The following is a 23,403-nucleotide window of genomic DNA, read 5'->3' on the forward strand; positions in this document are numbered from 1 at the left end:
ACAATAAACCAGACCTAAGCGGAGCCTCTCGCAGTTTCATCACGGGAGGCTTCGCAATAAATCCTCAGATTAATCAGGCCCACGTTACAGCTTTTGCTTTTTTAGAAACTCCTCGATCCGGCCCGCGATCTCTTCTCCGTGCGTCTCCAACGCGAAGTGCCCAGTGTCCAGCAGGTGGATTTCAAGGTTCTTCAAATCGCGTCGATAAGGAGCAGCGCCTTCGGCCGGAAAGATGAAGTCGTTCTTGCCCCATACGATGAGAGTCGGCGGTTGGTACTTCCGGAAGAACGCTTGAAACTCGGGGTAGAGTGGCACGTTCGTTCCATACGAAAGAAAAAGATCCAACTGGATATCGCTATTGCCCGGACGATCCAGTCCGACCTGATCCAAAACCCAGGTCGTTGGATCCAGCAGCGTCTTGTCGGCAACACCGTTCTCGTACTGCCATTGGGTTGACTTCTGATCCACAAGAAAGAGCAGTGCCTTCCGATTCTCCGGTGTGGGAGCAGCCCAGTACGCTTTGATCGGATCCCAGAACTTCAGCAATCCCTCGTCATACGCGTTTCCATTCTGCACGATCAGGGCCTGCACTCGATCCGGCTGTCGCAGCGCGAGACGATAACCAATCGGTGCGCCGTAGTCCATCACATACATCGAATATTTGCCAAGGCCAAGCGTCTCAACAAACCCTTCCACTATATTCGTCAAGTTTTCAAAGGTGTAGGAGAAGTTCTTGTGGTCGGGCATGCTACTCATCCCGAAGCCTGGATAATCAGGAGTGACGACGTGAAAGGAAGACGCAAGCCGTGGAATCAGATTGCGAAACATATTCGATGAAGTTGGAAACCCATGTAACAAGAGGATTGTTGAAGAGGACTTTGATCCAGCCTCTCGATAAAACACGTCCTGATCGTTGACGCGCACCGTCTGGTAGCGAACTGGAAGAACTGCGAGCGAAGGAGCGGAGACTGCTGTCATGGAGTATCTCCATTCAAAATAGAGTTGGAATTTCCTGCGTGAGGAATGGACAAGTCAAACCAGGCGACTCCATTCAAAGTATGTCGCGTGGATCCGGTGCACTCGGCTTACTATTCACGAACAGATGATGCTGTTGTATGGTCTGTGTTCTTGCCGACTGTCAGATGACCTCAGCCTCACTAACGATGCACTCGAATCATGAATTATTGTGTCGGAAGCAGACCAAAGACTGCGACACCGCTCTGCGTCCCAACATAGACCTTGCCGTTGACGATCAGCGGCGTAATAAATTTGTTGCCGTTTCCGAAGCTGTCCCGCTCATTGGGTGCCTGGTTACTGTTATAAAACTCATGCGTCAGGTTCGACGGGTCATACGCATGCAACACGCCTGCCGCGGACAAACCCGACTCGAGCGCCCACACGATACCGTTTTGAGTCCCATTGGCGGAGATTGACGGCGTCGGGCCGGGATGCGAAAACTTTACCGTCGTCTGGCTCGAGGGACTCGTGGCCAGCACTGCATTAGTAAAAGGATACGCCTTAAGTGTGTCCCCGTCGGAGGAGTAGTACAGCGTCCCGTTGAAGTACGCAGGAGTCGAATAGACCAGGCCGGCCATAGCTCCAGGAATCTCCTGGTAGATGTTACTGTCCATCGGTGCGCTCGCCGGATTGAACTTGCCAAGATTGTCTCTGTCCGCGAGATAGATATTCTTATCCTTGCCTGCACCCACAATCAAATGATGCACGTGTCCGCTGGCGTCCGTCTGGTCGGGCAGAAGCATCTCACCACCTGAACCAAGATCCAAATCTTCACTCGACTCCGTGGTCCCGTTATAGGTCTCAAAATAATCTGCCACCGCCAGCTTTCCAGTGGTCGAAAGCTTCACCATTGCATTGCCGTAGTCTCCCGCCGCAGGGAATCCATTCGAGTTCAGCGTCGTATCGAAGGTTCCATTCGCCTGCAGCAGATAGAGGAACCCACTGCTATCGGCCGCCAAACCATCGCCGCTCATCCAGATCGAACCCTCGTTGCCGTTCGGCGTAAGGTTTAACACCTGCGTCTGTGCCAGCGTCGACTCGCTGTAGCCAATCACCCAACCTGTATAAGGTCCGGAGTCGCAGTGAGACGTCCACCCCGTGTAGATGGTGCCGTTTAGAAGCAGCAGGGCAGCGCGTTCCGCATATTGCACAGGGTCGAAGACCACATTGCCATTCTGGCTATTGGCTCCATTGCCAGGATAAGTCGCGGCGATCTCGTTCGGGCTGCCGGTATCCAGGCCAGTTGTGAGGTCAAGGGCATGCAGTCGCTGATGATATCCCCCGTTCGCATCTTTACTCATTCCAATGGTAAACAGGCTCCCATTCGTACCCTGCCTGCGATCGATCACCGGGGTGGAGGTTATACCGATCTCCGGCGTAATCTGTGAACAGCCGCGATCGTCACTCGTTGTCTCTCCGCTTCCAAGGATCGACGTCTTCCAAATCTGCGTTCCGCTATCTGCATCGAACGCGTAGACATTGTTGTGTTCGGTCGCCACATACAGCACATTATGAAGCTGCCCTCCGACAGACACATTGGCAAGAAAAAGAGGCTGCGCGTCTACTTTGCCGTCGACAGCATCGAAGCCGATCTTGCCGAACTGCGTCGAGTTCACGTTACTCTGCGTCAGGATTGTCTCCTGCGCATTCAGTCCATCTCGTGCAATATCATAGTGAAACGTCGTCACGTCCGGTGCATTGGTCATCGCAATGGTCTGCACAGTCAAAGCAAGCGTTGACGAATGGGTAAGGCTGCCGGATGTTCCCGTGAAAGTGACGCTCGCTGTGGCCGCGGCTGCAGTTGGCACTGCCGTAATCACCACGCTTTGCGCCGCTCCCGGTGTCAGGCTCAGAGTCGCGGGATTTGCCGTCACCCCAGAAGGAAGACCCGTGATCGCAACCGCAACCGTGCCCGTAAGCGAGTTGACCGCAGCAGCGGTCACACTCACCGGCAAGCCAGTCGAGCCGCCAACAACCGTCAAGGAAGCCGGCGTTAGCGTCAGTGCGAAGTCTGGAGGTGGCGCAGAGACGTTGGCCGCAACGGTAGAGCTATGAGTCAGCGATCCCGAAGCTCCAGTAACGGTCAACGTGGCGCTTCCAGCAACAGCCCCCGACGATGCCGTAACAGTTATGTTCTGCGCGATCCCCGGAGTCAGCGTAAAGGTGGATGGCTGTGTGGATACGCCCCCAGGTAGCCCGGAGAGGATGATCGTCACCACCCCCGTAAAGCCATTGGCTGCGGTCGCATTTACGCTCACCTGTTGGCCCGGTCCACCCGGAACAAGCGTAATTGCCGTCGGCGCAGCTGACAAAGAAAAGTCCGCCGCAGATGTAGGTAAAGGAGCGGGTGCAGGTGTAGATCTTCCCCCACAAGACATCAAACCCACACAAAGAAGCAACCCGAAACCAGCGTCCGCGATCTTCAGAACAGAACCACCCATCGCAAACCTCCAAAACCAGCAAACACCTACACCCCGCCACGTGGATCACCGGCAGGATCAGATCGAACTTACACCGATCGCCCCGCAAATTTGTCACGCAGATGTCACTTGTTTTTACCTGAGGGAAGCGGCCGCACTTGTTTCACCCTGATCCCAATGCCTTCCATCACCTGTGCTTGATCAATATCTTTGAACCGAAGCAACGGATAGGGAGCATTTTAGCTCTTATGCCTTGTAGACATTCGCGCATTGGCGCAACTCTGTTCTGAGAAAGCAGGTCAACTATGTTCCTCATTCTTGCCGTCGTACTAGTATTGCTTTGGCTGGGTGGCTTTTTCGTTCTTCATGTCAGCAGCTTCCTCATTCATCTGCTGCTGATCTTTGCCTTGATCTCAATCATCATGAACTTCGTCAGTGGCAGACGCGCTGTCTGAGCCGCCTACGAATCCTTAAAAGGAAAAGGCCGAACCTGTTGTCAAGTTCGGCCTCTTGCGTTACAAAAGCTGATCTACTGATGCGCCACAGGCTGAGGAATCTCGATCCCCGCCGCAGGTATTACGCTTGCCAGCGCCTCAGGTGTCTCTTCCTGCAGCTCAGGCAGATTGCCCTCTAGCGCCAGCTTCAGCACCTGATCCATCTCCTCGACAAAGTGCAGCTTCATGCTCGTCTTCAGCAACTCCGGCAGATCCGCCATATCCTTGCGGTTCTCCTCCGGCAGAATCGCCTCGAAGATCCCCGCACGATGCGCCGCCAGCAGCTTCTCCTTCAGCCCGCCAATAGGGAGCACCTTACCCCGCAGCGTAATCTCACCGGTCATCGCGATATCGCGCCGCACCTTGATCTTGGTAAGCGCACTCGCCAGCCCGGTAGCCAGCGTAATGCCTGCCGACGGACCATCCTTCGGAATCGCTCCCTCCGGTACATGAACATGGATATCGACGTTCTTATAAAAGTCCTTCGCCAGCCCGAGATGATGCGAGCGCGAACGAATATAAGTTAGTGCAGCTTGCGCCGACTCCTGCATCACATCGCCAAGCTGCCCGGTCGCCGTCATCTTGCCCTTGCCGTCGAGCACCTGCACCTCGGTCTGCAGAATCGTACCGCCCATCTCGGTCCAAGCGAGGCCCGTCACCAGGCCAACCTCACTCTTCTCGTGCACCTGTGAGTCGCGGAACTTCGCCACGCCAAGAATATCCCCAATGTTCTGCCCGGTGATCGTCTCCTTGTGTTCCGCGCCGTGCTTCACCACTCGTCGCGCAACCTTGCGGCACACATTCCCGATCTCACGCTCCAGGTTCCTGACACCGGCCTCGCGCGTATAACCGCGAATGATCTGCCTCAGCGCATCGTCCTCGAAGACGATTTGCTCTTCTGTCAGCCCGGTGCCTTCCCGCTGCTTCTTCACCAGGTACTGCTTAGCGATCTCCAGCTTCTCGATCTCGGTATACCCATGCAGCCGCAGAATCTCCATACGGTCCTGCAGCGGCCCCGGAATCGTATGCAGCACATTCGCCGTAGCGACAAACAGCACCTGCGACAGGTCGTACTCAACATCCAGGTAGTGATCCTGGAACGAAGTATTCTGCTCTGGATCCAGAACCTCAAGCAGCGCACTCGCTGGATCGCCGCGGAAGTCCGAAGCCATCTTGTCGATCTCATCCAGCATGAACACAGGATTCTTCGTCCCAGCCTTCTTCATCGACTGAATGATCTGCCCCGGCAGCGCGCCAATGTACGTCCGGCGATGCCCGCGAATCTCCGCCTCGTCCCGAACGCCGCCCAGCGACATCCTCACGAACTTGCGACCCGTAGCCTTCGCAATCGACATTCCCAGCGAGGTCTTACCCACACCTGGAGGCCCAACAAAGCAGAGAATCGATCCCTTCGGATTCTTCACAAGCTGCCGAACCGCAAGGAATTCCAGGATCCGCTCCTTGATCTTCTCCAGCCCATAATGATCTTCGTTCAGAATCTGTTCCGCATGCTCGATCGAACGAATCTCCTTCGACCGTTTCTTCCACGGCACAGCCAGCAGCCAGTCCAGATAGTTCCGCGACACAGTCGACTCGGCCGACATAGGCGGCATAGCCTCAAGCTTCTTCAGCTCCTGCAGCGACTTCTCCAGCACATCCTTCGGCATTCCAGCGGCTTCAATCTTCTTCTTCAGCTCATCGAACTCCGACTTCTCGCCTCGACCAAGCTCCTTCTGGATAGCCTTGATCTTCTCGTTGAGGTAGTACTCCTTCTGAGCCTTCTCCATCTGCCGCTTCACCCGCGACTGAATGGTGCGATCCATATTCAGCTTCTCGATCGCCACATCCAGCACATCCGCAACCTTGGTCAGCCTGTTCTCCGGATCGAAGACCTCAAGCAGTTGCTGCTTCTCTTCAATCGAAAGCTGCAGGTTTGCCGCAATCGTATCGGCCAGCTTTGCCGGCTCATCCGCACGCACACTCGCCGCCATCGTCTCGTAGTTCAACGACTGCTGCAGCTTCACATACTGCTCAAACAGCGAGTGCACCCGCTGCATCAGCTGCTCCACCTGCGGAGTCATCTCGAGCTGCGTTTGACCCGTGCGTACCGTTGCGACAAAGAAACCATCGACGTCATTGATCTCGGTAGCGTGCGCCCGCTCCACACCTTCAACCAGTACTTTAATATTTCCGTCCGGCATCTTCACGCTCTGGACGATATTGCCAATCGTGCCCGTCTCATAGATATCGTCGGCGTTCGGTTCATCCACGGAGGCGTCATGCTGCGTTGCTAAAAAGATCTTACGATCGCCCGACAATGCTTCTTCCAACGCCCGAACGCTGGACTCGCGCCCAACGACAAAGGGAGTCATCATGTGAGGAAAGATGACCATGTCACGAATGGGCATCATCGGAAGCTTGCGAACATCGCCGCTTAGCGCTTTTTTTGGTTGATTTGTCATCTCTCTCCAATTAGACGTTAAAACGCCGGAAATGATGCAACGGCGTTGCGGCTTCAGGTGATTGTAATTCCTCACGCGTCATAAAGGTATTCCACAAATACAACTGGCAGGGAATTGAAAAATATATTCCGCTGTTAAAGCAGCAATCGCAACGACAATCGATGCCGTTGCGACCCACTGAACATCAAAGCTAATCTCTCCCGTCAGGCAATCTATGCGCCAGCCCGGTGCTCCTGATTAACCTGCCTTTTCCAGCAGCATCGGCAGCGTCAGGCTGTGCTTCTTCACCATCTCGGCAGTAATCGAAAGCTCCTTGACCTTCTTGTTTCCTGGAACGTAGTACATCAGATCCAGCATCAGCTCTTCGAGAATCATCCGCAGGCCGCGTGCCCCAACCTTCCGTTGCAGTGCCTCACGAGCGATCTCTCGCGCAGCCTCGTCCGTGAAGATCACCTTCACGCCTTCGAAGTCAAACAGCTTCGTATACTGCTTCAAAATGGCATTCCGCGGCTTGGTCAGAATCTCGACCAGAGCTACTTCATCCAGCTCGTCGAGGATCCCCAGCACCGGCAGCCGGCCAACGAACTCCGGAATCAACCCATACTTCAGCAGATCCTGCGGCTCAGCCTGACGCAGCAACTCCGCATCCCGCTGCGCCCGAATCGGCGTCACATCGCCATCCTTCGCATCCGGGTCAGCAATAGCCTTGAATCCCAGCGCCTTCTTGCCAATTCGCCGCCCGATCACCTTCTCCAGCCCGACAAAGGCCCCGCCGCAGATGAAGAGGATGTTCGTCGTATCAACAGCAGTAAACTCCTGGTGCGGGTGCTTCCGTCCACCCTGTGGCGGAACATTGGCAACGGTTCCTTCCAACAGCTTCAACAGCGCCTGCTGGACACCCTCACCCGAAACATCACGCGTGATCGAGGGGTTTTCGTCCTTGCGGCCAATCTTGTCGATCTCGTCGATATAGATAATCCCGCTCTGCGCCCGCTGTACGTCGCCATCTGCAGCCTGCAGCAGCTTCAGGATGATGTTCTCAACGTCTTCGCCCACATACCCGGCCTCGGTCAGCGTCGTGGCATCGACAATCGCGAACGGCACGTCCAGCATCTTCGCCATCGTCTGCGCCAGCAGCGTCTTACCCGACCCGGTCGGTCCCACAAGCAGAATGTTCGACTTCGCCAGCTCCACATCGTTGCCGCGCGTCTTGTTCATCTGAATCCGCTTGTAGTGGTTATAAACCGCCACCGCGAGCTTCTTCTTCGTCTGGTCCTGCCCGATCACATACTCATCCAGAAAGGCCTTTACCTCCTGCGGTTTAGGCAGGTGAGCCGGCGCAGCGCCCGGCTGGGTCTCGGTGCGGTCGTCTTCCAGGATCGAATTGCAAACCGCCACGCACTCATCGCAGATATACGCCCGCGGATAGTCCGAAGGCGACGAGATCAGCTTGGCAACGGCGTCCTGCGATTTATGGCAGAAAGAACAACGAAGAGATTCGTCTGAGCCCCGTGAAGTTTTCATAGATGCGACTACTCCTGAGTCATGCGCGCAACAAAGTCTTACTGTAAGTTTACACCCGATTCAACTTACAAAGCGTGGCCCGAAAGACACCACAGTACCCCGAAATGGTCATAGGCGAAAGAGCCCGAACCAGTGGCCCGGGCTCTCCCAATAGCACTGCGGTAACTAGGTGCGGGGCCGATCGATGATGTCGTCGATGATCCCGTACTCCTTCGACTGCGCGGCCGTCATGATGAAGTCGCGCTCCACATCCCGCTCGATCCGCTCCAGCGTCTGGCCCGTGCTGGCGCTCATCAGCTTGTTCGTGATCTCCCGAATGCGCAGAATCTCCCGCGCATGGATGTCGATATCGGTAGCCTGTCCGCTCAGCCCGCCCATCGACGGCTGGTGGATCAGAATCCGCGAGTTCGGCAGAGCAAACCGCTTGCCCTTCTTGCCCGCCATCAGCAGAAAAGCACCCATGCTGGCAGCCTGCCCGATGCAGAAGGTCACCACATCGTTCTTGATGTACTGCATCGTGTCGTAGATCGCCAGACCGGCCGTGATCGATCCGCCCGGCGAGTTGATGTAAAGCTGAATGTCCTTCTCCGGATCCTCGCCGCTCAGAAACAGCATCTGCGCAATGATCACATTGGCGATGTTGTCATCGATCGGCGTGCCCAGAAAAATGATGTTGTCCCGCAGCAGACGGCTGTAAATGTCGTAGGCGCGTTCGCCCCGGCTCGTCTGCTCGATCACCATCGGTACTAGTCCCATAACGCTCTCTTTCTAAAAAATCTGTAAACAGAATCCTCTGTTTTGTTTTTTATATCTACGAAGCCAGCTTTTCGTAGAGCACGCTTCCAGTCTTCTCGCGCCGCATCTGCTCGCGAATCCGGTCCAGCCCGCCATCGTTCGACAGCCTGTCACGAAGCGTCTCCAGCGGCTCACGCGACTGAATCGAGAGCAGCAGCAACTCGCGCTCCAGATCCTCTTCGCTCAACGTGACGCCCTCCACCTCGGCGATGCGATCGAGGATCATCGAAACCTTTACCTCGTTCACCGCCAGGTCGCGCTGCGAGGCACGCAACTGAACGAAGTCCAGCTTGCGCATATCCTCAACCTTCATGCCCTGTTGCGCCAGAGCCCGCAGCCCGCGATCCAGCCGCGCCTCAATCTGCTGCTGCACAAACGCCTCGGGAACAGGGAACTGGAACTTTTCCACGAACTCGCCAAGCATCTTGTCCTTCGCGGCGTTCTCGAGCGCGCTCTTCTTGCGATCAGAAGCATGCTCGCGCAGCTTAGTCTCGAACTCCTCCCAGCTCTCGTAGTTGCCCAGTTGCTTGGCGAACTCCGCATCGCGCTCCGGGAAGCTCTTCTGCTTGATGCCCTTCACGGTCACGTCGTAGCTCACCGTCTGCCCCGCAAGCCGCCGCTCGCCGAAGTCTGCCGGATAGTCCACCTCGAACTTCAGCTCCTGCCCAGGCTTCGCCCCACGCAGCGCCTCGTTGAAGGCCACCAGTGTATTCTTTCCGCCAATCTCGATCAGCACATCCTCGCCCGTAATCGGCTCGCTGTTCGAGACGCTCTGCACGCCATCCTCAGTCACCGTCTGCGCCAGATCCTTCACTTCGCCGCGAAACTGAATCTCCGCCCAGTCGCCATCGACCAGCGGACGGTCCTCTTCCACCGGCTCCACCGTCGCATGGCTGTCCAGCACGCGTTCCAACTCGGAGTTGTACTCCTCATCGGTCAACGCAGCCTCAGCCTTCGGCACTGAGACGCTGTCATAGCCGTCAACGTCGATCTCCGGCGCAACCTCAAACGCAGCCTTGAACTTCAACGGCTGTCCGTCGAACAACTGCAGGTCCAGTAGCTGCGGCTCCGACACCGGGCGCAGCTTCTGATCATCAATCGCCTTGCGGAAGCGCTCCGACACCAGGCTCTCCAGAACCTCCTGCCTAACCTCCTTCGCAAACTTCGAGCGCACCAGCGTCTCCGGCACCTTCCCGGCACGGAAGCCAGGAATCCTCGCCAGCTTCTGATACTTCTTCACCACGCTCTTGAAGCTCTTCGATACTTCGTCAGCGCCAACCTCGACGTCGATCTCCCGGGTCAGCTCCGGATTCAACGCGGGTGCATGCTGATGGGTGTGCTCATGATCGTGATGGTCGTGAGCGTGGTCATGATGCTCATGATCATGCGTCGTCGTTACTTCTGGCTGCAGCTCTGCAGTCTCATTGGTCTCTGTCATCTCAGTCGGGGTCAAATCCATGCCTTCTAAAGTGCGCCTGTGTATGCCGCGCCGTCGCCGTTATCCTGACGAGCGCGAACCACGCCTCTTATCTACTGTACGAGCCCCGGTACAAGGGGGTCAAACCAGCGTCGCCCTTCGCGCCGGTCCGGATCTTCGCAAAGTCTCCGCAAACCCCACCCAACAACTCCAGACCACGAAGATCCAACCCTAAAAGCGTTCCGGCTGGGCCGAATCTAAGGAAAATATCTCCAGCCTCACCTTCCATTGCGTGGACTCGCCCGGCTGCAGCACGACCATCCCGGTATCCTCAGCCTTGGCCCACTCATGCCCGAAGGGATCGTCGTAGTTGAACTGTGGCTCGATCGAAATATACGATCCGTCCAGTGGGGCATACACCCGCAAAGCCTTAATGGTGGGTGAGGTCGCAGTGATTCGCAGCCCGTAGCCGCTCTCAGGATCACGCAACTCCGCTACCGGGCCATCTGCCATCATTCCGCGCTTCAGCTCCACAAAGCTGTCGTCCATGTTCAGCGCACCCAGCTGCGCCCCCTGCCCGGTAAAGTCATACTGGGTCCCCGCCACCGGCAGCAGTCTTCCGCTCAACTCACCTGTGCGGCGATCCTTCACCTCCGCGCGAAGGCCCTCCGGCAACCGCAGCAACATCTGCCCGCGATGCCCGCTCAAAATCGCAAACCGAGGATGCCAGCCAATCCCGATCGGCTCCGCGGTATTGCCGATATTGTGGGCGACAATCTTTATCTCAATCGCCCTGCCGCTCAACACCACGGTCGTATTGATCTCAGTCTGCGAAAGCCAGTGGCCATCGAAATCCCCAGGACGAAACGTTGCCCTCGCCTCTCCTCCATCCGGCATAATGTTGGTGCTTGCCGTATTTGACGGCTCCTTCAGCAGCAAACCCCCCGCAGAAACCGCACTGTCCAGGCCATAGCTGTCCTTCACCCCCGTCGGCAGGTTCAGATGAACTCCGCGCCACATGGCCGTCAGTCCACCATCCGGGGTCCGCGCCCCATAGATCCGGCCCGCCCACGGAGCTTCGATCGCCGCGCCCATCGCCAGGCTCTTTGTTCCTGTAGCGTCCGCTCCACTGCCGCTCAACTGCTCCGCCGCACTCTCCAGCGGCGGCGAAGCCAGCAGATTCACCTCGCCCTTGTCTGGAAGATAGGCCGAGATCTGCAGCATATTCATCCCGCGCCCCGGCATCAACGTCGTCGACAGAAACTCAGGCCCGCTCCCACCCACCAGTTGGGTGCGCTGCAGCGTGATCACATCCTGCCCACCCGGTCGAAAGACAATATCCTGCTTCGGCTTGGCCCGTAGCTGCTTCTTCAGCAGCGCAAACTGCCCCAGCCTGTGGGTCCGCCAGCCAAACGCCAGTCCCGCAATCAGCAGTCCGAGAACCAGCACCGTCAGCAGGCCGGAGCGCATCACCGCGGCATGCCAGATACTTCTGCGACGCCGGACCGCCCACTGCTTCAGTAGCGCCCAGTACATCCTGCTCAATCTTGGATCTTCCAACTGCCCGCCTATTCCCGTCGTGATATACGAACATCATTCTACCGAGTTGTTTGACGCGCCAATCTCCCCTCCCGTCTCCCACCAACTATCATTGGAAGCAGTGACACCGGCCAACACACAAAGTACGTCTCCCCTCCTGCAGCAGATTCGCGAAACCATCATCACCTGCGAACGTTGCCCTCGACTTCGCGACTACTGCCGCGGCATCGGCGAGACCAAACGCCGCGCCTACCTCGACCAGACCTACTGGTCCCGCCCCGTTCCAGGCTTCGGCGACCCGCGCGCCAGCATCCTCATCCTCGGCCTCGCCCCAGGCGCCCATGGAGCCAACCGCACCGGCCGCCCCTTCACCGGCGACGGCTCCGGCGACTTCATGTACCCCGTCCTCCACGAGCTTGGCCTCGCCAGCAAACCCCGCGCCGTCACCCGCGACGACGGCCTCAAGCTTCGTCACGCCTGGATCGCCTCCGTCGTGCGCTGCGCCCCGCCCGGAGACAAACCGCTTCCCCAGGAGATTCGCAACTGCGGCACCCACCTCGCCCAGGAGATTCAAGCTCTGCCCCGAGTGCGCGTCGTCGTCTGCCTCGGCAAGATAGCCTTCGACGGATACATGGCTTTCCTCCTCGAAACCGGCGTCATCAGTCGCAAATCGGACTACCGCTTCTCCCATGGGGCAGAGTACCTCCTCCCCAACGGGCTCCATCTGCTCGCCACCTATCACCCATCCCTGCGCAACACCAACACCGGCCGCCTCAACCGAGTCATGTTCACACGCATCTTCCTGCGGGCAAGGGAACTGGCCGGACTTGCCGTCTAAAGCTGGTTCTTTTCTCCAAACACATCCAGGGCAAAGAACGCCGGCCCCACAATCATTGCAAGAAAAACCAGCCCGATCAAAACGTCTTTCATCGTTCACCTCTTCCTCACTCTAGCCTGCGCCTCCCCTCCGCTGCGCAGCGTGGGCAAGCGGGGCAACTGCGTCGCCATTACCTCGAAAGATTCCCTCTAACTGCTTCAAAACCTTCACCGTGTCAAACAAAAACCAACCAATTGCTGTTACGGCGAATCATACTTTTCAGGAAAGCGAAATCTCGCACGAGGTACTTCGAATGAGTGCAAAGAACTACTGGTTTGCGTTTGGCATAGGCGTCAGTGCAGGAGCCGCAATCGCTCTCCTCTACGCTCCGCAAACAGGAATCAAGACGCGCAAGCAACTCCGCAGGACAGCGGAGGACGCAGGCGATTATCTCGAGGACGCAGGCAACTACCTCAAGGCTCAGGCTGAGCGCCTTAGCGACGAGGCCCAGAAGGCCATCAAGCGCAGCAAAGGCCAGGTGGATTACGCCATAGACAAAGCAGGCGACGCCGTAAACAGTGCCGTTAAGACCGCTCAATCGCTGGTCTAGCTCTCCCCATTGCTGAGCCCTCCCCGTCTACTCTGCTGATCTGATCCTCTTTCTCCCTCAAGATCTTTCTGCACCAATCTGCCTTCTCTGGAACGGAACATCCCGGGCCCCTCCGGGATGTTCGCGTTTACCCCACTTCCAAAAGCCTGTAAAAATTCAGTCCCCCAATCCCACCTCCAAAGCCGTCATTCTGAGCGCCGCGAAGAATCCCCGCATTTCGCATTTGCTGTTGTCTGTTCTTCACCTCACGCTACTTCAAGTATCTGATGTGTCGGCACGTTCCAAAAATCAAACAACCCCGGCGGTCAGCCGAGGCGTTTGAAGTCGAATCCGTAACACCACTAAACAGTAGTCAGTTCAAGCCCAGCCATCTTCTCTTCGCCATCAGCCGAGATCGGACGGTAGTACAGCTTGTTATTCTCCATGTACACCTCAAGGAACGCAGGCCGCTCGACGATCCCGCCGCCGATCAACGCCTCCGACAGAGGATCCTCAACGAACCGCTGCAGCGCGCGACGCAGAGGCCGCGCCCCATAGCTGCGGTCCGAAGCCGTCTTCTCGATGATCCACTTCTTCGCATCATCGGCCACAGAGATCGTGATCGCCTTGTGCACAAGGTTCACATTCAACTGCTGCACCAGCAGCTCGAGAATCTGCATCAGGTCAGCATCCGACAGCGACGTGAAGATGATGATCTCGTCCAGACGGTTCAGGAACTCCGGGTTGAAGGTCCGCTTCACCTCGCCCCGCACCAGTTCCTCCATCTTGTCCAGCACCATGTCTTCCTTCTCACTTTGGAAGCCCAGCCCCTGCCGCTTTTGCAGATGCTTCGCTCCAATGTTCGACGTCATGATGACGATGCAGTTCTTGTAGTCGACCGTATTACCAAGTCCATCGGTCAGCTGTCCATCTTCAAACACCTGCAGCAGCAGGTTGAACACATCCGGATGCGCCTTCTCGATCTCATCCAGCAGCACCACGCAATATGGATTCCGCTTCACGCGCTCCGTAAGCTGACCGCCCTCTTCGTAGCCCACATATCCCGGAGGCGAGCCGATCAACTTCGACACCGAGTGTTTCTCCATGAACTCCGACATATCGAAGCGGATCAGCGCCTTCTCGCTGCCGAACAAGAACTGCGCGAGCGTCCGGGCCATCTCCGTCTTACCCACGCCAGTAGGTCCAAGGAACAGGAAGCTTCCAATCGGCCGAGCAGGATTCTTCAACCCCGCACGCGACCGTCGAATCGCCCGCGCCAACGCAGAGATCGCCTTATCCTGCGAGATCACGCGCTTGTGCAGCTCTTCTTCCACCCGCAGCAACCGCTGCGTCTCCTCTTCCTTCAACGAAGTAATCGGCACACCCGTCCAGCGGCTGACGACATCCTCGATATCCCCGCGCGTCACAATCCCCGCCGAAGAGTCATCCAGGTGATACTTGTCCCGCAGCGCCCGCAGATTCTCCCGCTCCTTGCGCTCCTCATCCGAGTAGAACCGAGCCTTCTCGAACTCATGATTCGCAATCGCGTTCTCCATCCGGTGCACGATGAACTTGATCCGCTTCTGAACCTCGGTCAGTTCCTCAGGCATCGAGGTCTGCCGCAGCTTCACCCGCGCCCCCGCCTCGTCGATCAAATCGATCGCCTTGTCCGGCAGGAACCGGTCAGGAATATACCGGCTCGAGTGCGATACCGAGAACGTAATGGCGTCGTCGGTGTAGCTCACCGCATGGAACTTCTCGTACTTCTCCTTGATCCCCATGATGATCTTGATCGCATCTTCTTCGTTCGGCGGAGGCACCTTCACTGCCTGAAAACGCCGCTCCAAAGACCGATCCTTCTCAATTGACTTCCGGTACTCCGCAGGGGTCGTCGCGCCGATACACTGAATCTCGCCGCGAGACAGAGCAGGCTTGAGGATATTGGCAGCATCGAGCGAACCCTCAGCCGACCCAGCCCCCACCAGCGTATGCAGCTCGTCGATGAACACGATCGAATTCTGATTCTCCATCAGCTCTTTCATGATCGTCTTCAGCCGTTCTTCAAACTGTCCGCGATACTTCGTTCCCGCAACGATCAGCGAAAGATCCAGCGCCAGCACCCGCTTGTCCGCGAGAAAACTAGGCACCTCGCCATCAGCGATCTTTTGCGCCAGTCCTTCAACAATCGCCGTCTTACCCACACCAGGCTCACCAATCAGCACTGGATTGTTCTTCGTGCGCCGGCACAGAATCTGGATCACCCGATCCACCTCCGAGTCCCTGCCAACCAGCGGATCCAGCTGCTGATCCATCGCCGACTGGGTCAGATCCCGCGAAAACTCCGCCAGCATACTCTGCTCGCCGCGCTGTCCCTTGCTTCCGCTCGAGGAGGGCGTCTTCTCCTGCGTCGTCCGCTGCAGCTCTTCGCGAATCGCAGGCAGCCGCAACCCACGCTCCTGCAGAATCTCCGCCGCAAAGCACTTCTCCTCACGCAGCAGTCCCAGCAGCAGGTGCTCGGTCCCGATATGTTTGTGCGAAAGCCGCTCCGCCTCCTCCGCCGCATACGCCAGCACTCGTTTGCACTCATTCGAGAGCGGAAGATCGACTGAAGTCGAAACCTTCTCCCGAATCGTCGTATGCCCTTCAATCTGTTTGCGGATCGACTCCACCGACGCGTGCGACCGCAGAAAGCGGTTCGTCAATGCCTTGTCCTCACGCAACAAACCAAGCAGCAGGTGCTCAGTCTCGATGTAAGGCGACCCAAACTGACTGGCCTCATAGCGGGCAAAAAAGATCACCCGCCGCGCCTTCTCCGTATAGCGTTCGAACATATATCCCCTTCAAGCCGGCCACCATCCAGCCCGAAGGCCGCATAGCGCCGTTGGTCCCACAACCGTCTCCGTGCCGCTCGCTCCCAGAGACAAATCAGGCTACTTCAACCTGCGAAGCATCCATCCCACTACTTCTTAGTGTAGTCGTCCCCGCAAAATATTCGAAATCCCTCGAAAGTTATGCATAACTTAGCACTCTTTTAGACGCGGCCTGTGCAAAACCAGCACCAAATTAGGTGCACTCCCCAAAACCATCATTTCCTGTTGCTTGATTGGATGATTTCCAGACCACGAAGAAGCAGTATTGCAACTCGCTGAGAGATCGCAAGATCGCGGACCGAAGCTGGGCCGAGCGCTATCTCAGCCGAACGGTCTTCCCGAAAAAGAACACGAAGAAGAATCAACCGCTGCGGTAAAACCTACGAATCAACTTTTCAGCCCGTGAGCGCAGCACAGTCGCTTTCAATCCCGCGGACTCTCTTCCGTTTAAACTCGACCGTCTCCCGCTCGCCCATCTACCAGCCGCCCCTCTCGCAGCTTCAGCACCCGGTCGCACCTCTCCGCAAACTCCAGATTATGCGTCACCAGCACACTCGTCAGCCCATGCGCCTCATGCAGCCGCTGAATCAAACTGAACACCGCCTCCGCCGTCTTGCCATCCAGATCGCCCGTCGGCTCATCGGCCAGCAGCAGCCTCGGCTCCGTCACCAGCGCCCGCGCCAGGCTCACCCTCTGCTGCTCGCCCCCGCTCAACTCCCCCGAGCGATGCTCCGCCCGATCCCCCAGCCCCACCTCCGTCAGCCAGAACTGCGCCTTCTCCAGCGCCTCCGCCCGCCTCATCCCGCGAGCCAGCAGAGGCATCGCAGCATTCTCCAGCGCAGAAAACTCCGGCAACAGGTAGTGAAACTGCCACACATACCCCACATCGCGATTGCGAAACTCCGCCGCCTGCTTCGGCGTAAACAAGCTCAACCGCGCCTCCCCGCACCACACCTCCCCAGCCGTCGGTGTATCCAACGCCGCCAGCAGATGCAGCAGCGAGCTCTTGCCCGCACCGCTCTCCCCCACAATAGCGATCATCTCGCCCGCATGAACCTTCAGATCCAGTCCGCGAAACAACTCCAGCGCCGGTCGCGCCGAACCTTGGTTCGTCGAACCTTTACTCGCAGACCCGCCTCTCGAAGCCACCGCCGCATAGATCTTCGTCAGCCCAACCGCCCGCATCACCACCGTCCGCTCCCGCACCACCGGCAGCGGCTCCAGCGTCCCCTCATTCTCAAACCGAACATCGCCATCCAGCGGATCGCTCAACCCTTCACCTCATCCATCCCTGCCCCAAAAGCCCCTGCCAAAAAAAATCGTCATCTCGACCGAAGCTGGTCGCGGTCTCATCGCGAGCAGCGTAGTGGAGAGACCCCTGTATTTGTCTTTCTTCAGACTGCCACATCCGCCGGCTTCCCCCCGCCGTCACCATGTCCCGAATGCGTCCCCAGTGCAATCGAGATCCGGTTCCACGCATTGATCGTCGTAATCACCAGCGTCAAATTCACCGTCTCCACATCGGTGAACTCCGCCCTCACCGCCTCATACAAAACATCCGGAGCATGCCCCTCTTGAATATTCGTCAACTCCTCCACCCACGCCAGCGCCGCCCGCTCCCGCTTCGTATAAATCTCCGAGTTCCGCCAATCCTCGACGCCCGCAATCCGCTCCGCCGTCTCATTCATCTTCCGCAGCTCCGACGTATGCAGACGAACGCAATACTCACAACCATTCCTCAACGAAGCCCTTAGCCTCACCAACTCCCGCAACGAAGCCTCAAGCCCCGTCTCCATATTCAGGTAGTGCTCCAGCGCCGACATCTTCGCCAAGCCCTCCAGCGCCAACTGCCCATACTTCAATCTCGGATTACTCATACCGCAAAGCCTCCCTCCACAGCACTCTCATTTTCAAAATGCAATATCCCATCTCGCACTCCAACAGACTTTATCGTTCCGCCACGCCTGTCGAAGACTGCCCACTCCGGATCTCCGTCTGAAGTCATCATCGAGCAGAGGTAGAGCCCGTTGGAAAACACTAGCTGCACTTCCGGCAAGCGTCCGAAAAGAGAAACTCCGATCACTTTGCTGCGGGTGATGCGATCAAAGAGAGGTTGCCACAACTCTTCATCACTCCAGCTTCCGGCAAGAATCTTATGTTCATCCTCGATGCGCCAGCTCCACTCGATCATTAAACCCATCTCTCCATGCGGATTACCTGGCGTCCCATCGCGCCTTATTCGCGGAGTAAGCTTCCCCATCTCAAGGAAGAGGGCAGATCCGTGTCCCCGCCAGAGGTGTGTCACCTCTAGACCAAGCATCGGCCTAGAGAAAACTTCGAAGGCGCTTAGTTGGGTGTCAGTTTTTTGCTCACTCATACCTCAGCGCCTCCGCCGGGAGCACCTTCGCCGCACTTCCACTTGGATAAATCGTAGCAATCAAACTAACGCCCAAACTCACCGCCGCCACAATCACCGCATCCCAAACCCGCGGCGCGAACGGCAGATAATCAATCGAATAGACCGCCGCATCCAGCCGAATAAACCTGTAGTGCCCACCCAGCCAACTCAGTCCATACCCAAGAATCAACCCCAGCACCGTCCCAATCACCGAGATCAACAACCCCTGCATCAAAAAAATCCGCCGCACCTGGGTCCCACTCACCCCAAAGCTCATCAGCACCGCAATATCGCGCGTCTTCTCCATCACCATCATGGTCAGCGCAATCAGAATATTCAGCGCAGCCACACACACAATCAGCGCCAGCACAATAAACGTCACCACCTGCTCCAGCTTCAGTGCGCGAAACAGCTCACGATTCTGCTCCATCCAGTTCGTCGTCTGAAACCCTTTGCCCGCCGCATCTTCAATCGCCCTTCCCACGCGATCTGCATGATAAAGATCATCAACCTTGAAGCTGATCACCGAGATCAGATCCGGCTCACTGAACAACCTCTGCGCATCCGCCAACCGAAGAAACGCATAGCTCGAGTCATACTGATAGAACCCCGACTTGAAGATCCCCGCCACTTGAAACCGCTCATACTTCGGCACCAGCCCCAGCGGCGTCAGCTCCCCCTGCGGACTCGTCACCAGCACCCCATCCCCCACCTTCGCCCCCAGCGACTCCGCCATATCCTGTCCAATCACAATCGGCGGAATCTCCCGCGACACACCTCCTCCGCAATCATTCCGCGCACTCGTCCCGCTCCCGCAAGGAGCAGCCGCCACAGCAACCGGCTCCAACGCCGCAGCCGACCCCTGCACCACACTCTGCAGCAGATCCCCGACCGTCTTCTCATCCGCCGGAATCACGCCCTTCACCAACCCGCCCCCACTCCTCGCCCCCTTCGAGATCAGCACCTGCCCATACAGCCCGGGAGCAGCGGCCACCACATGCGGCACGCCGCGAAGCCGCGCCAGCAGCGGTCGCCAGTCCCGTATCCCATCGCCCGCCACCCTCATCAGGTCCACATGCGAGGTCGACCCCACCAGCCGCTCCTGCAGATCCCGCCGCATCCCATTCGTAATCGCCAGCGCAATAATCAGCGAAGCCACACCAGCCGCCACCCCGATCACGGAGATACCCGTGATCACCCCCACCACAGCCTGCCGCCGCTTCGCCCGCAGATAACGCGCCGCAATAAAAAATTCAAATCGCATCGACTCCCAGCTTACTATCCGCCCAGCCGAGCAACGCGAGGCCCCCCGCGCCTTTCACCCGCCCAAACAAGGTATACGCGTCACGAAGTTACCGCCCCACGCGCAGGTGGCCCGTCCGACAGGACAACCAGCCTCAACTCCCCACAACCCTCGGCAGATTCCAATGCCGCCAGGCCGCCACCATCCGCAACACAAAGCAAGCCGCAGCCCCAAGACTCATCGCCACCCCCCGCGGCATCTTCAGCTTCAATCCCATCACCACAACCGCCGCCCCCGCCAGCGCCGCGGCCGCATACACATCCGAGTGCAGCACACCAGGCACCTGCGCCAGCAGCACATCCCGCACCGTCCCGCCACCCGCGCCAGTCACCGCTCCCATTATGATCGCAAGCAGCGGCGTAATCCCGAACTCCAGCGCCTTACCCACACCTGCAACCGCAAACAGAGCCAGCCCCGCCGCGTCGAGCGTAATCATCAGGTGTACCGGCACCCTCTGAATTAACGGATGAAAGAAAAACACAGCGCCACCCCCGGCAAACGCCGTCGCTCCGTACCTCCAGTCTCGAATACTGTTCGGCGGAATCGCGCCAATCAATAGATCGCGAATGGTCCCTCCACCAAGAGCAGTCACAAACGACAGCACCAGCAGGCCAAACACATCCAGACCCGCATACATCCCCGCCAGCGCCCCCTCTACCGCGAACACAAACGTCCCCACCAGGTCCACCGCCAGCAGCACCACATCCTGCCTGTACTTCGGGAACCAGTCCCGCACTGCCATTACTGCACCACCGCCTTCACCGCGACGACATTCTCATACCGGTCATACACCCTCACCGCCAACACATGCTCCTTAGCATCATTCACCGGAGCCGTAGCCGCAGGCACAGCCACCGTAAAGTCATATCGCTCAGCCAACGAATCCGAAACCTTCCCCACCGGCTCAAGATACTGCCAGGGTCCCGCATCAATCGAGTACTCAGCATGCGCGATCGGCGAAGTAGCATCCCGCACCTCCAACGTCGCATGAATAAAAGTCGAGGCAGCTTTGTTCGGACCGCTTTGTTCATATAAAGTCTGTTTCGTAGCCTTCAACACCCCCGGCACCGGCGGTGTCGTATCCACCACAAACACCTCGCTCGTCCGCTCTCCCGTCAACGCCTCCGCATCCGTATGCACGGGAGCATCGCTCGCCACCACCTTCACCTCATAGCTCCCATCCGGCAGCAGCGCCGAATCGAAGCTATAAACCTTCTCCGAGATCTTGTCCTTCAACAGCCTCCAGTTCGCCTCACCCACCCCGCGATACCACACCGCGAACATCAATTCATCGCCGTTATCGTCATGTGCCATCCAACGCACCGTCACCGCGGTCTTATCCTTCTGCGCCATCAGCGGAGCAGCATTCGCATCGGTCGAAAAACTTACCGCAGGCGCAGCACCCGTAACAGCAGGGAAGGCCACCGACACCGTAGCATTGGCCGCAACCGGAGCCACCGGCGTCACCCGAGCCCCCGGCTGCACCACCACCTCATCCACCACCGGAGCCAGGTTTCGCTGCAGATAGTTCAACCCCACCGCATCCACCGATCCCCCGCCACGCAGCACCGCCTTCCACTGCACAAATCGTCCCGGCGGAACCGCAAAGCTCCCATCCGCGCCAACGCGAGCCCACTCGCTCCATCCCATCACCGGGCTCTCCACATTTCCGCTCCTCACAAACAGATCGAACCCCGCCGCCCCACCAGATCGAACCTCCGCGCGTCCCCACTGCGAAAAACTCTGCGCATCGAACACATCACTCGTATAAGTCGCCGCCGATGCAACCGCATCGCCCAGCCGAAACACCTTCCCGCTATTACTCGTCGCCACCAGCAGCCCATCCTTCACCGCAGCAAACGCCATCCCCTGCGAAGCCTCCAGATGCGCCACATCACTAAACCGCCCACTCCCGTTGGTCTCAATCCGATACACACGCCCACGATTACCCGTAGCCGCCAGCAAGCTTCCACCCCGCACCGCCAGCGCATACACCACATCATCCTTCAGCGTCAGCAGCTTCTGCGGAGCACCATCCACCCCAATCCTATAAATCTCCGACCCATCCGGCACCAGCGTATTCGCCCCCGCCGCCGCCGACGACCCCGGCTGCACAAACGTAATCGTCACCCCCACGCCCCCCGTCACCGGCAGCGGCGGCAGTGCCGAGTGTCCCTTCGTCCCCACCCCCGCCGCATACACATCTCCCGCCGCATCCATCGCCAGAGCCGTAATCTCGCGCCGCCCCGCAGCATACGCCGCAAACGGCTTCGCCCCCGCCGTCCCCGTCGCAAACCGGTACACCACACCCGATCCATCCGACCCAGCCCACAACGTCCCATCCGCCGCCAGCAACAGACAACGAATATGCTGATCCGCCGTCCGGAACAAAACCTCCGCCTTACCGCCACCCGCCGCCACCCGGTACACCACCGCCGGAGCCCCCGCCGCCACATAAACCTCGCCGCCTTTACCCACCGCCAGGTCCCAGAGGTACTTCGGCTTCTCCTCCGTAGTCGAAGGATCGAACACCACCACCGCCGCCCCGCCATCCGCAGGAATCCGATACACCTTCCCATCCGGCGAAGTCGCCGCCAGCACACTCCCATCCGCCGCCACGCGGACTGCCTGCACCGCCAGTTCCTTCCCGGCAAATATCTGCGTCGCCTTCCCCTCCGGCGTCACCTTCATCACCACGGCCGACCCCGCCGCCGTCCCACCCAGCCCCACATAGCCGTTCCCCGCGGCATCGCTTGCCAGCGCCCACGCGTAGCTCTTTCCCGTCTCATACACCAGCGAAGCAGCCGGCCCCGCCTCCAGCCGTCCATCGCTGCGGATCGCCACCCCATCCGCATTGCCTTTCTCCATCTCGTCGTAGCGTTCCACGCTCCACAGCTTCGTACCCTGCGCGCACGCCCACCCAGACAGCAGGGAAGACACCACAAATCCCGTAACCAACACTCGTCGCATCATCACCCTGAGTCTAAAGTATCTCCACGATCTTCGAACGATCTCCGAACGGCGCGGTCGACGCACTCCCACCGTCAGCCTAAAATCGATCACGTGAGCAAACCCGCCACCATCCGGGCAGTCTTCACCGGCCAGCCCAAATCCATCACCGACGAGCGCGGCACCTGGACCTCCTCCATCTTTCGCGATCGCGTCGACGGCCCCGTACAAGTCACCCGCCAAGGACTAGCCGGAGACAAGGTCGCCCAGCCCTATCATGGCGGCCCCGGCGCAGCCCTCTGCGTCCATCTCACCGATCACTACGCCTTCTGGAACACCCGATACCACATGAACCTCGAAGCCGGAGTCGTCGGCGAAAATCTCACCCTCGACGACCTCGCCGAAGATCAGGTCTGCGTAGGCGACCGGGTCCGTCTAGGCACGTCGCTCGTTCAAGTCAGCGGCCCGCGGATCCCGTGCGCCAATCAAGCACGACGAATCGGACGCCCTGACTGGATCAAACTCACCATTCAAGAAAATCGCACGGGCTTTTATCTGCGCGTCCTTGAGCCGGGAACACTTCAGCCGTTAGACCCGTGGATCATCGAGGAGCGACTCAACCCCGAAGGCTCGATCCCTGCAATCAACCGCTGCATGTATCTGAAATTCGACGCAAGCTATGCCCAAAAAATGCAGGAGATGTCCGGCCTCGAATCATGGTGGAAGGACCAGGCACGCGAAAAACTCGAAGACCGCGCCGCCCACTGGACCTCGACCATGAAGAACGGAGGCGACTAGCAGCTATGCGT

The 23,403-nt window shown here is 58.3% G+C and carries 18 protein-coding genes; 4 read left to right on the forward strand and 14 right to left on the reverse strand.

Features of this window, described 5'->3' with window-relative positions; genetic code table 11:
* Positions 1 to 84 precede the first annotated feature (84 nt).
* Both HDF10_RS15150 and HDF10_RS15155 read right to left on the reverse strand, forming a co-directional pair.
* On the reverse strand, positions 85 to 978 hold the full coding sequence (locus HDF10_RS15150; RefSeq protein ID WP_183814794.1) for an alpha/beta fold hydrolase: 894 nt from the start codon (positions 976 to 978) through the stop codon (positions 85 to 87).
* 203 nt (positions 979 to 1,181) lie between these two features.
* The gene (locus tag HDF10_RS15155) at positions 1,182 to 3,329 is read right to left on the reverse strand and encodes a hypothetical protein (RefSeq protein ID WP_260177912.1); all 2,148 of its coding nucleotides are present in this window, start codon (positions 3,327 to 3,329) and stop codon (positions 1,182 to 1,184) included.
* A 413-nt stretch (positions 3,330 to 3,742) separates the two neighbouring features.
* Between HDF10_RS15155 and HDF10_RS15160 the strand changes: the two genes are divergently transcribed.
* Positions 3,743 to 3,892 carry a lmo0937 family membrane protein gene (locus HDF10_RS15160; RefSeq protein ID WP_158941405.1) on the forward strand — a complete coding sequence of 50 codons (150 nt, stop codon included), beginning with the start codon at positions 3,743 to 3,745 and terminating at the stop codon, positions 3,890 to 3,892.
* Positions 3,893 to 3,966: 74 nt separating this feature from the next.
* Here HDF10_RS15160 and lon read toward each other — a convergent pair whose 3' ends face one another.
* The 5 genes from lon to HDF10_RS15185 form a co-directional block, all read right to left on the reverse strand.
* The gene (gene lon, locus HDF10_RS15165; RefSeq protein ID WP_183814796.1) at positions 3,967 to 6,393 is read right to left on the reverse strand and encodes an endopeptidase La; all 2,427 of its coding nucleotides are present in this window, start codon (positions 6,391 to 6,393) and stop codon (positions 3,967 to 3,969) included.
* Positions 6,394 to 6,630: 237 nt separating this feature from the next.
* Positions 6,631 to 7,917, reverse strand: a complete 1,287-nt coding sequence (clpX, locus tag HDF10_RS15170) for an ATP-dependent Clp protease ATP-binding subunit ClpX (protein WP_183760363.1) — start codon at positions 7,915 to 7,917, stop codon at positions 6,631 to 6,633.
* Between the two features lie 165 nt (positions 7,918 to 8,082).
* Positions 8,083 to 8,673 carry an ATP-dependent Clp endopeptidase proteolytic subunit ClpP gene (clpP, locus tag HDF10_RS15175; RefSeq protein ID WP_026336315.1) on the reverse strand — a complete coding sequence of 197 codons (591 nt, stop codon included), beginning with the start codon at positions 8,671 to 8,673 and terminating at the stop codon, positions 8,083 to 8,085.
* Positions 8,674 to 8,728: 55 nt separating this feature from the next.
* Positions 8,729 to 10,150 (reverse strand): trigger factor, encoded by a 1,422-nt coding sequence (gene tig, locus HDF10_RS15180; protein ID WP_183814798.1) that lies wholly within the window; start codon positions 10,148 to 10,150, stop codon positions 8,729 to 8,731.
* A gap of 210 nt (positions 10,151 to 10,360) precedes the next feature.
* Positions 10,361 to 11,665, reverse strand: a complete 1,305-nt coding sequence (locus tag HDF10_RS15185; protein WP_183814800.1) for an aldose epimerase family protein — start codon at positions 11,663 to 11,665, stop codon at positions 10,361 to 10,363.
* 124 nt (positions 11,666 to 11,789) lie between these two features.
* On the opposite strand from HDF10_RS15185, the gene HDF10_RS15190 reads away from it, so the two are divergent.
* On the forward strand, positions 11,790 to 12,506 hold the full coding sequence (locus HDF10_RS15190) for a uracil-DNA glycosylase (protein ID WP_183814802.1): 717 nt from the start codon (positions 11,790 to 11,792) through the stop codon (positions 12,504 to 12,506).
* 292 nt (positions 12,507 to 12,798) lie between these two features.
* Positions 12,799 to 13,095, forward strand: coding sequence for a YtxH domain-containing protein (locus HDF10_RS15195; protein WP_183814804.1), 297 nt, complete (start codon positions 12,799 to 12,801; stop codon positions 13,093 to 13,095).
* A 341-nt stretch (positions 13,096 to 13,436) separates the two neighbouring features.
* Here HDF10_RS15195 and HDF10_RS15200 read toward each other — a convergent pair whose 3' ends face one another.
* The 7 genes from HDF10_RS15200 to HDF10_RS15230 form a co-directional block, all read right to left on the reverse strand.
* Positions 13,437 to 15,905 (reverse strand): ATP-dependent Clp protease ATP-binding subunit, encoded by a 2,469-nt coding sequence (locus HDF10_RS15200; RefSeq protein WP_183760374.1) that lies wholly within the window; start codon positions 15,903 to 15,905, stop codon positions 13,437 to 13,439.
* Positions 15,906 to 16,391: 486 nt separating this feature from the next.
* Positions 16,392 to 17,216, reverse strand: a complete 825-nt coding sequence (locus tag HDF10_RS15205; RefSeq protein ID WP_260177913.1) for an ABC transporter ATP-binding protein — start codon at positions 17,214 to 17,216, stop codon at positions 16,392 to 16,394.
* A 122-nt stretch (positions 17,217 to 17,338) separates the two neighbouring features.
* Positions 17,339 to 17,821 carry a carboxymuconolactone decarboxylase family protein gene (locus HDF10_RS15210; protein ID WP_183814806.1) on the reverse strand — a complete coding sequence of 161 codons (483 nt, stop codon included), beginning with the start codon at positions 17,819 to 17,821 and terminating at the stop codon, positions 17,339 to 17,341.
* Complete coding sequence (locus tag HDF10_RS15215; RefSeq protein WP_183814808.1) at positions 17,818 to 18,144, reverse strand: hypothetical protein; 327 nt, start codon at positions 18,142 to 18,144, stop codon at positions 17,818 to 17,820. Before HDF10_RS15215 ends, HDF10_RS15210 begins: the two co-directional genes overlap by 4 nt.
* Positions 18,145 to 18,313: 169 nt before the next feature.
* Complete coding sequence (locus HDF10_RS15220; protein WP_183814810.1) at positions 18,314 to 19,606, reverse strand: FtsX-like permease family protein; 1,293 nt, start codon at positions 19,604 to 19,606, stop codon at positions 18,314 to 18,316.
* Positions 19,607 to 19,739: 133 nt separating this feature from the next.
* Positions 19,740 to 20,387 (reverse strand): trimeric intracellular cation channel family protein, encoded by a 648-nt coding sequence (locus HDF10_RS15225; protein WP_183814812.1) that lies wholly within the window; start codon positions 20,385 to 20,387, stop codon positions 19,740 to 19,742.
* The gene (locus HDF10_RS15230) at positions 20,387 to 22,618 is read right to left on the reverse strand and encodes a hypothetical protein (protein WP_260177914.1); all 2,232 of its coding nucleotides are present in this window, start codon (positions 22,616 to 22,618) and stop codon (positions 20,387 to 20,389) included. The genes HDF10_RS15225 and HDF10_RS15230 overlap by 1 nt, the downstream gene beginning before the upstream one ends.
* 90 nt (positions 22,619 to 22,708) lie before the next feature.
* Here HDF10_RS15230 and HDF10_RS15235 point away from each other — a divergent pair, with 90 nt between their 5' ends.
* Positions 22,709 to 23,392, forward strand: coding sequence for an MOSC domain-containing protein (locus HDF10_RS15235; protein ID WP_183814814.1), 684 nt, complete (start codon positions 22,709 to 22,711; stop codon positions 23,390 to 23,392).
* Positions 23,393 to 23,403 lie beyond the last annotated feature (11 nt).

The organism is Tunturiibacter empetritectus, from assembly GCF_014201375.1.
Taxonomy (GTDB): Bacteria; Acidobacteriota; Terriglobia; order Terriglobales; family Acidobacteriaceae; genus Edaphobacter; species Edaphobacter lichenicola_D.

Excerpts from the sequence above, each read along its gene's own strand:
- HDF10_RS15150 (WP_183814794.1), bottom strand. The coding sequence starts at position 978 with ATGACAGCAGTCTCCGCTCCTTCGCTCGCAGTTCTTCCAGTTCGCTAC.
- HDF10_RS15160 (WP_158941405.1), top strand. The coding sequence starts at position 3,743 with ATGTTCCTCATTCTTGCCGTCGTACTAGTATTGCTTTGGCTGGGTGGC.
- lon (WP_183814796.1), bottom strand. The coding sequence starts at position 6,393 with ATGACAAATCAACCAAAAAAAGCGCTAAGCGGCGATGTTCGCAAGCTT.
- clpX (WP_183760363.1), bottom strand. The coding sequence starts at position 7,917 with ATGAAAACTTCACGGGGCTCAGACGAATCTCTTCGTTGTTCTTTCTGC.
- clpP (WP_026336315.1), bottom strand. The coding sequence starts at position 8,673 with ATGGGACTAGTACCGATGGTGATCGAGCAGACGAGCCGGGGCGAACGC.
- tig (WP_183814798.1), bottom strand. The coding sequence starts at position 10,150 with ATGACAGAGACCAATGAGACTGCAGAGCTGCAGCCAGAAGTAACGACG.
- HDF10_RS15185 (WP_183814800.1), bottom strand. The coding sequence starts at position 11,665 with ATGTACTGGGCGCTACTGAAGCAGTGGGCGGTCCGGCGTCGCAGAAGT.
- HDF10_RS15195 (WP_183814804.1), top strand. The coding sequence starts at position 12,799 with ATGAGTGCAAAGAACTACTGGTTTGCGTTTGGCATAGGCGTCAGTGCA.
- HDF10_RS15200 (WP_183760374.1), bottom strand. The coding sequence starts at position 15,905 with ATGTTCGAACGCTATACGGAGAAGGCGCGGCGGGTGATCTTTTTTGCC.
- HDF10_RS15210 (WP_183814806.1), bottom strand. The coding sequence starts at position 17,821 with ATGAGTAATCCGAGATTGAAGTATGGGCAGTTGGCGCTGGAGGGCTTG.
- HDF10_RS15215 (WP_183814808.1), bottom strand. The coding sequence starts at position 18,144 with ATGGGTTTAATGATCGAGTGGAGCTGGCGCATCGAGGATGAACATAAG.
- HDF10_RS15220 (WP_183814810.1), bottom strand. The coding sequence starts at position 19,606 with ATGCGATTTGAATTTTTTATTGCGGCGCGTTATCTGCGGGCGAAGCGG.
- HDF10_RS15225 (WP_183814812.1), bottom strand. The coding sequence starts at position 20,387 with ATGGCAGTGCGGGACTGGTTCCCGAAGTACAGGCAGGATGTGGTGCTG.
- HDF10_RS15230 (WP_260177914.1), bottom strand. The coding sequence starts at position 22,618 with ATGATGCGACGAGTGTTGGTTACGGGATTTGTGGTGTCTTCCCTGCTG.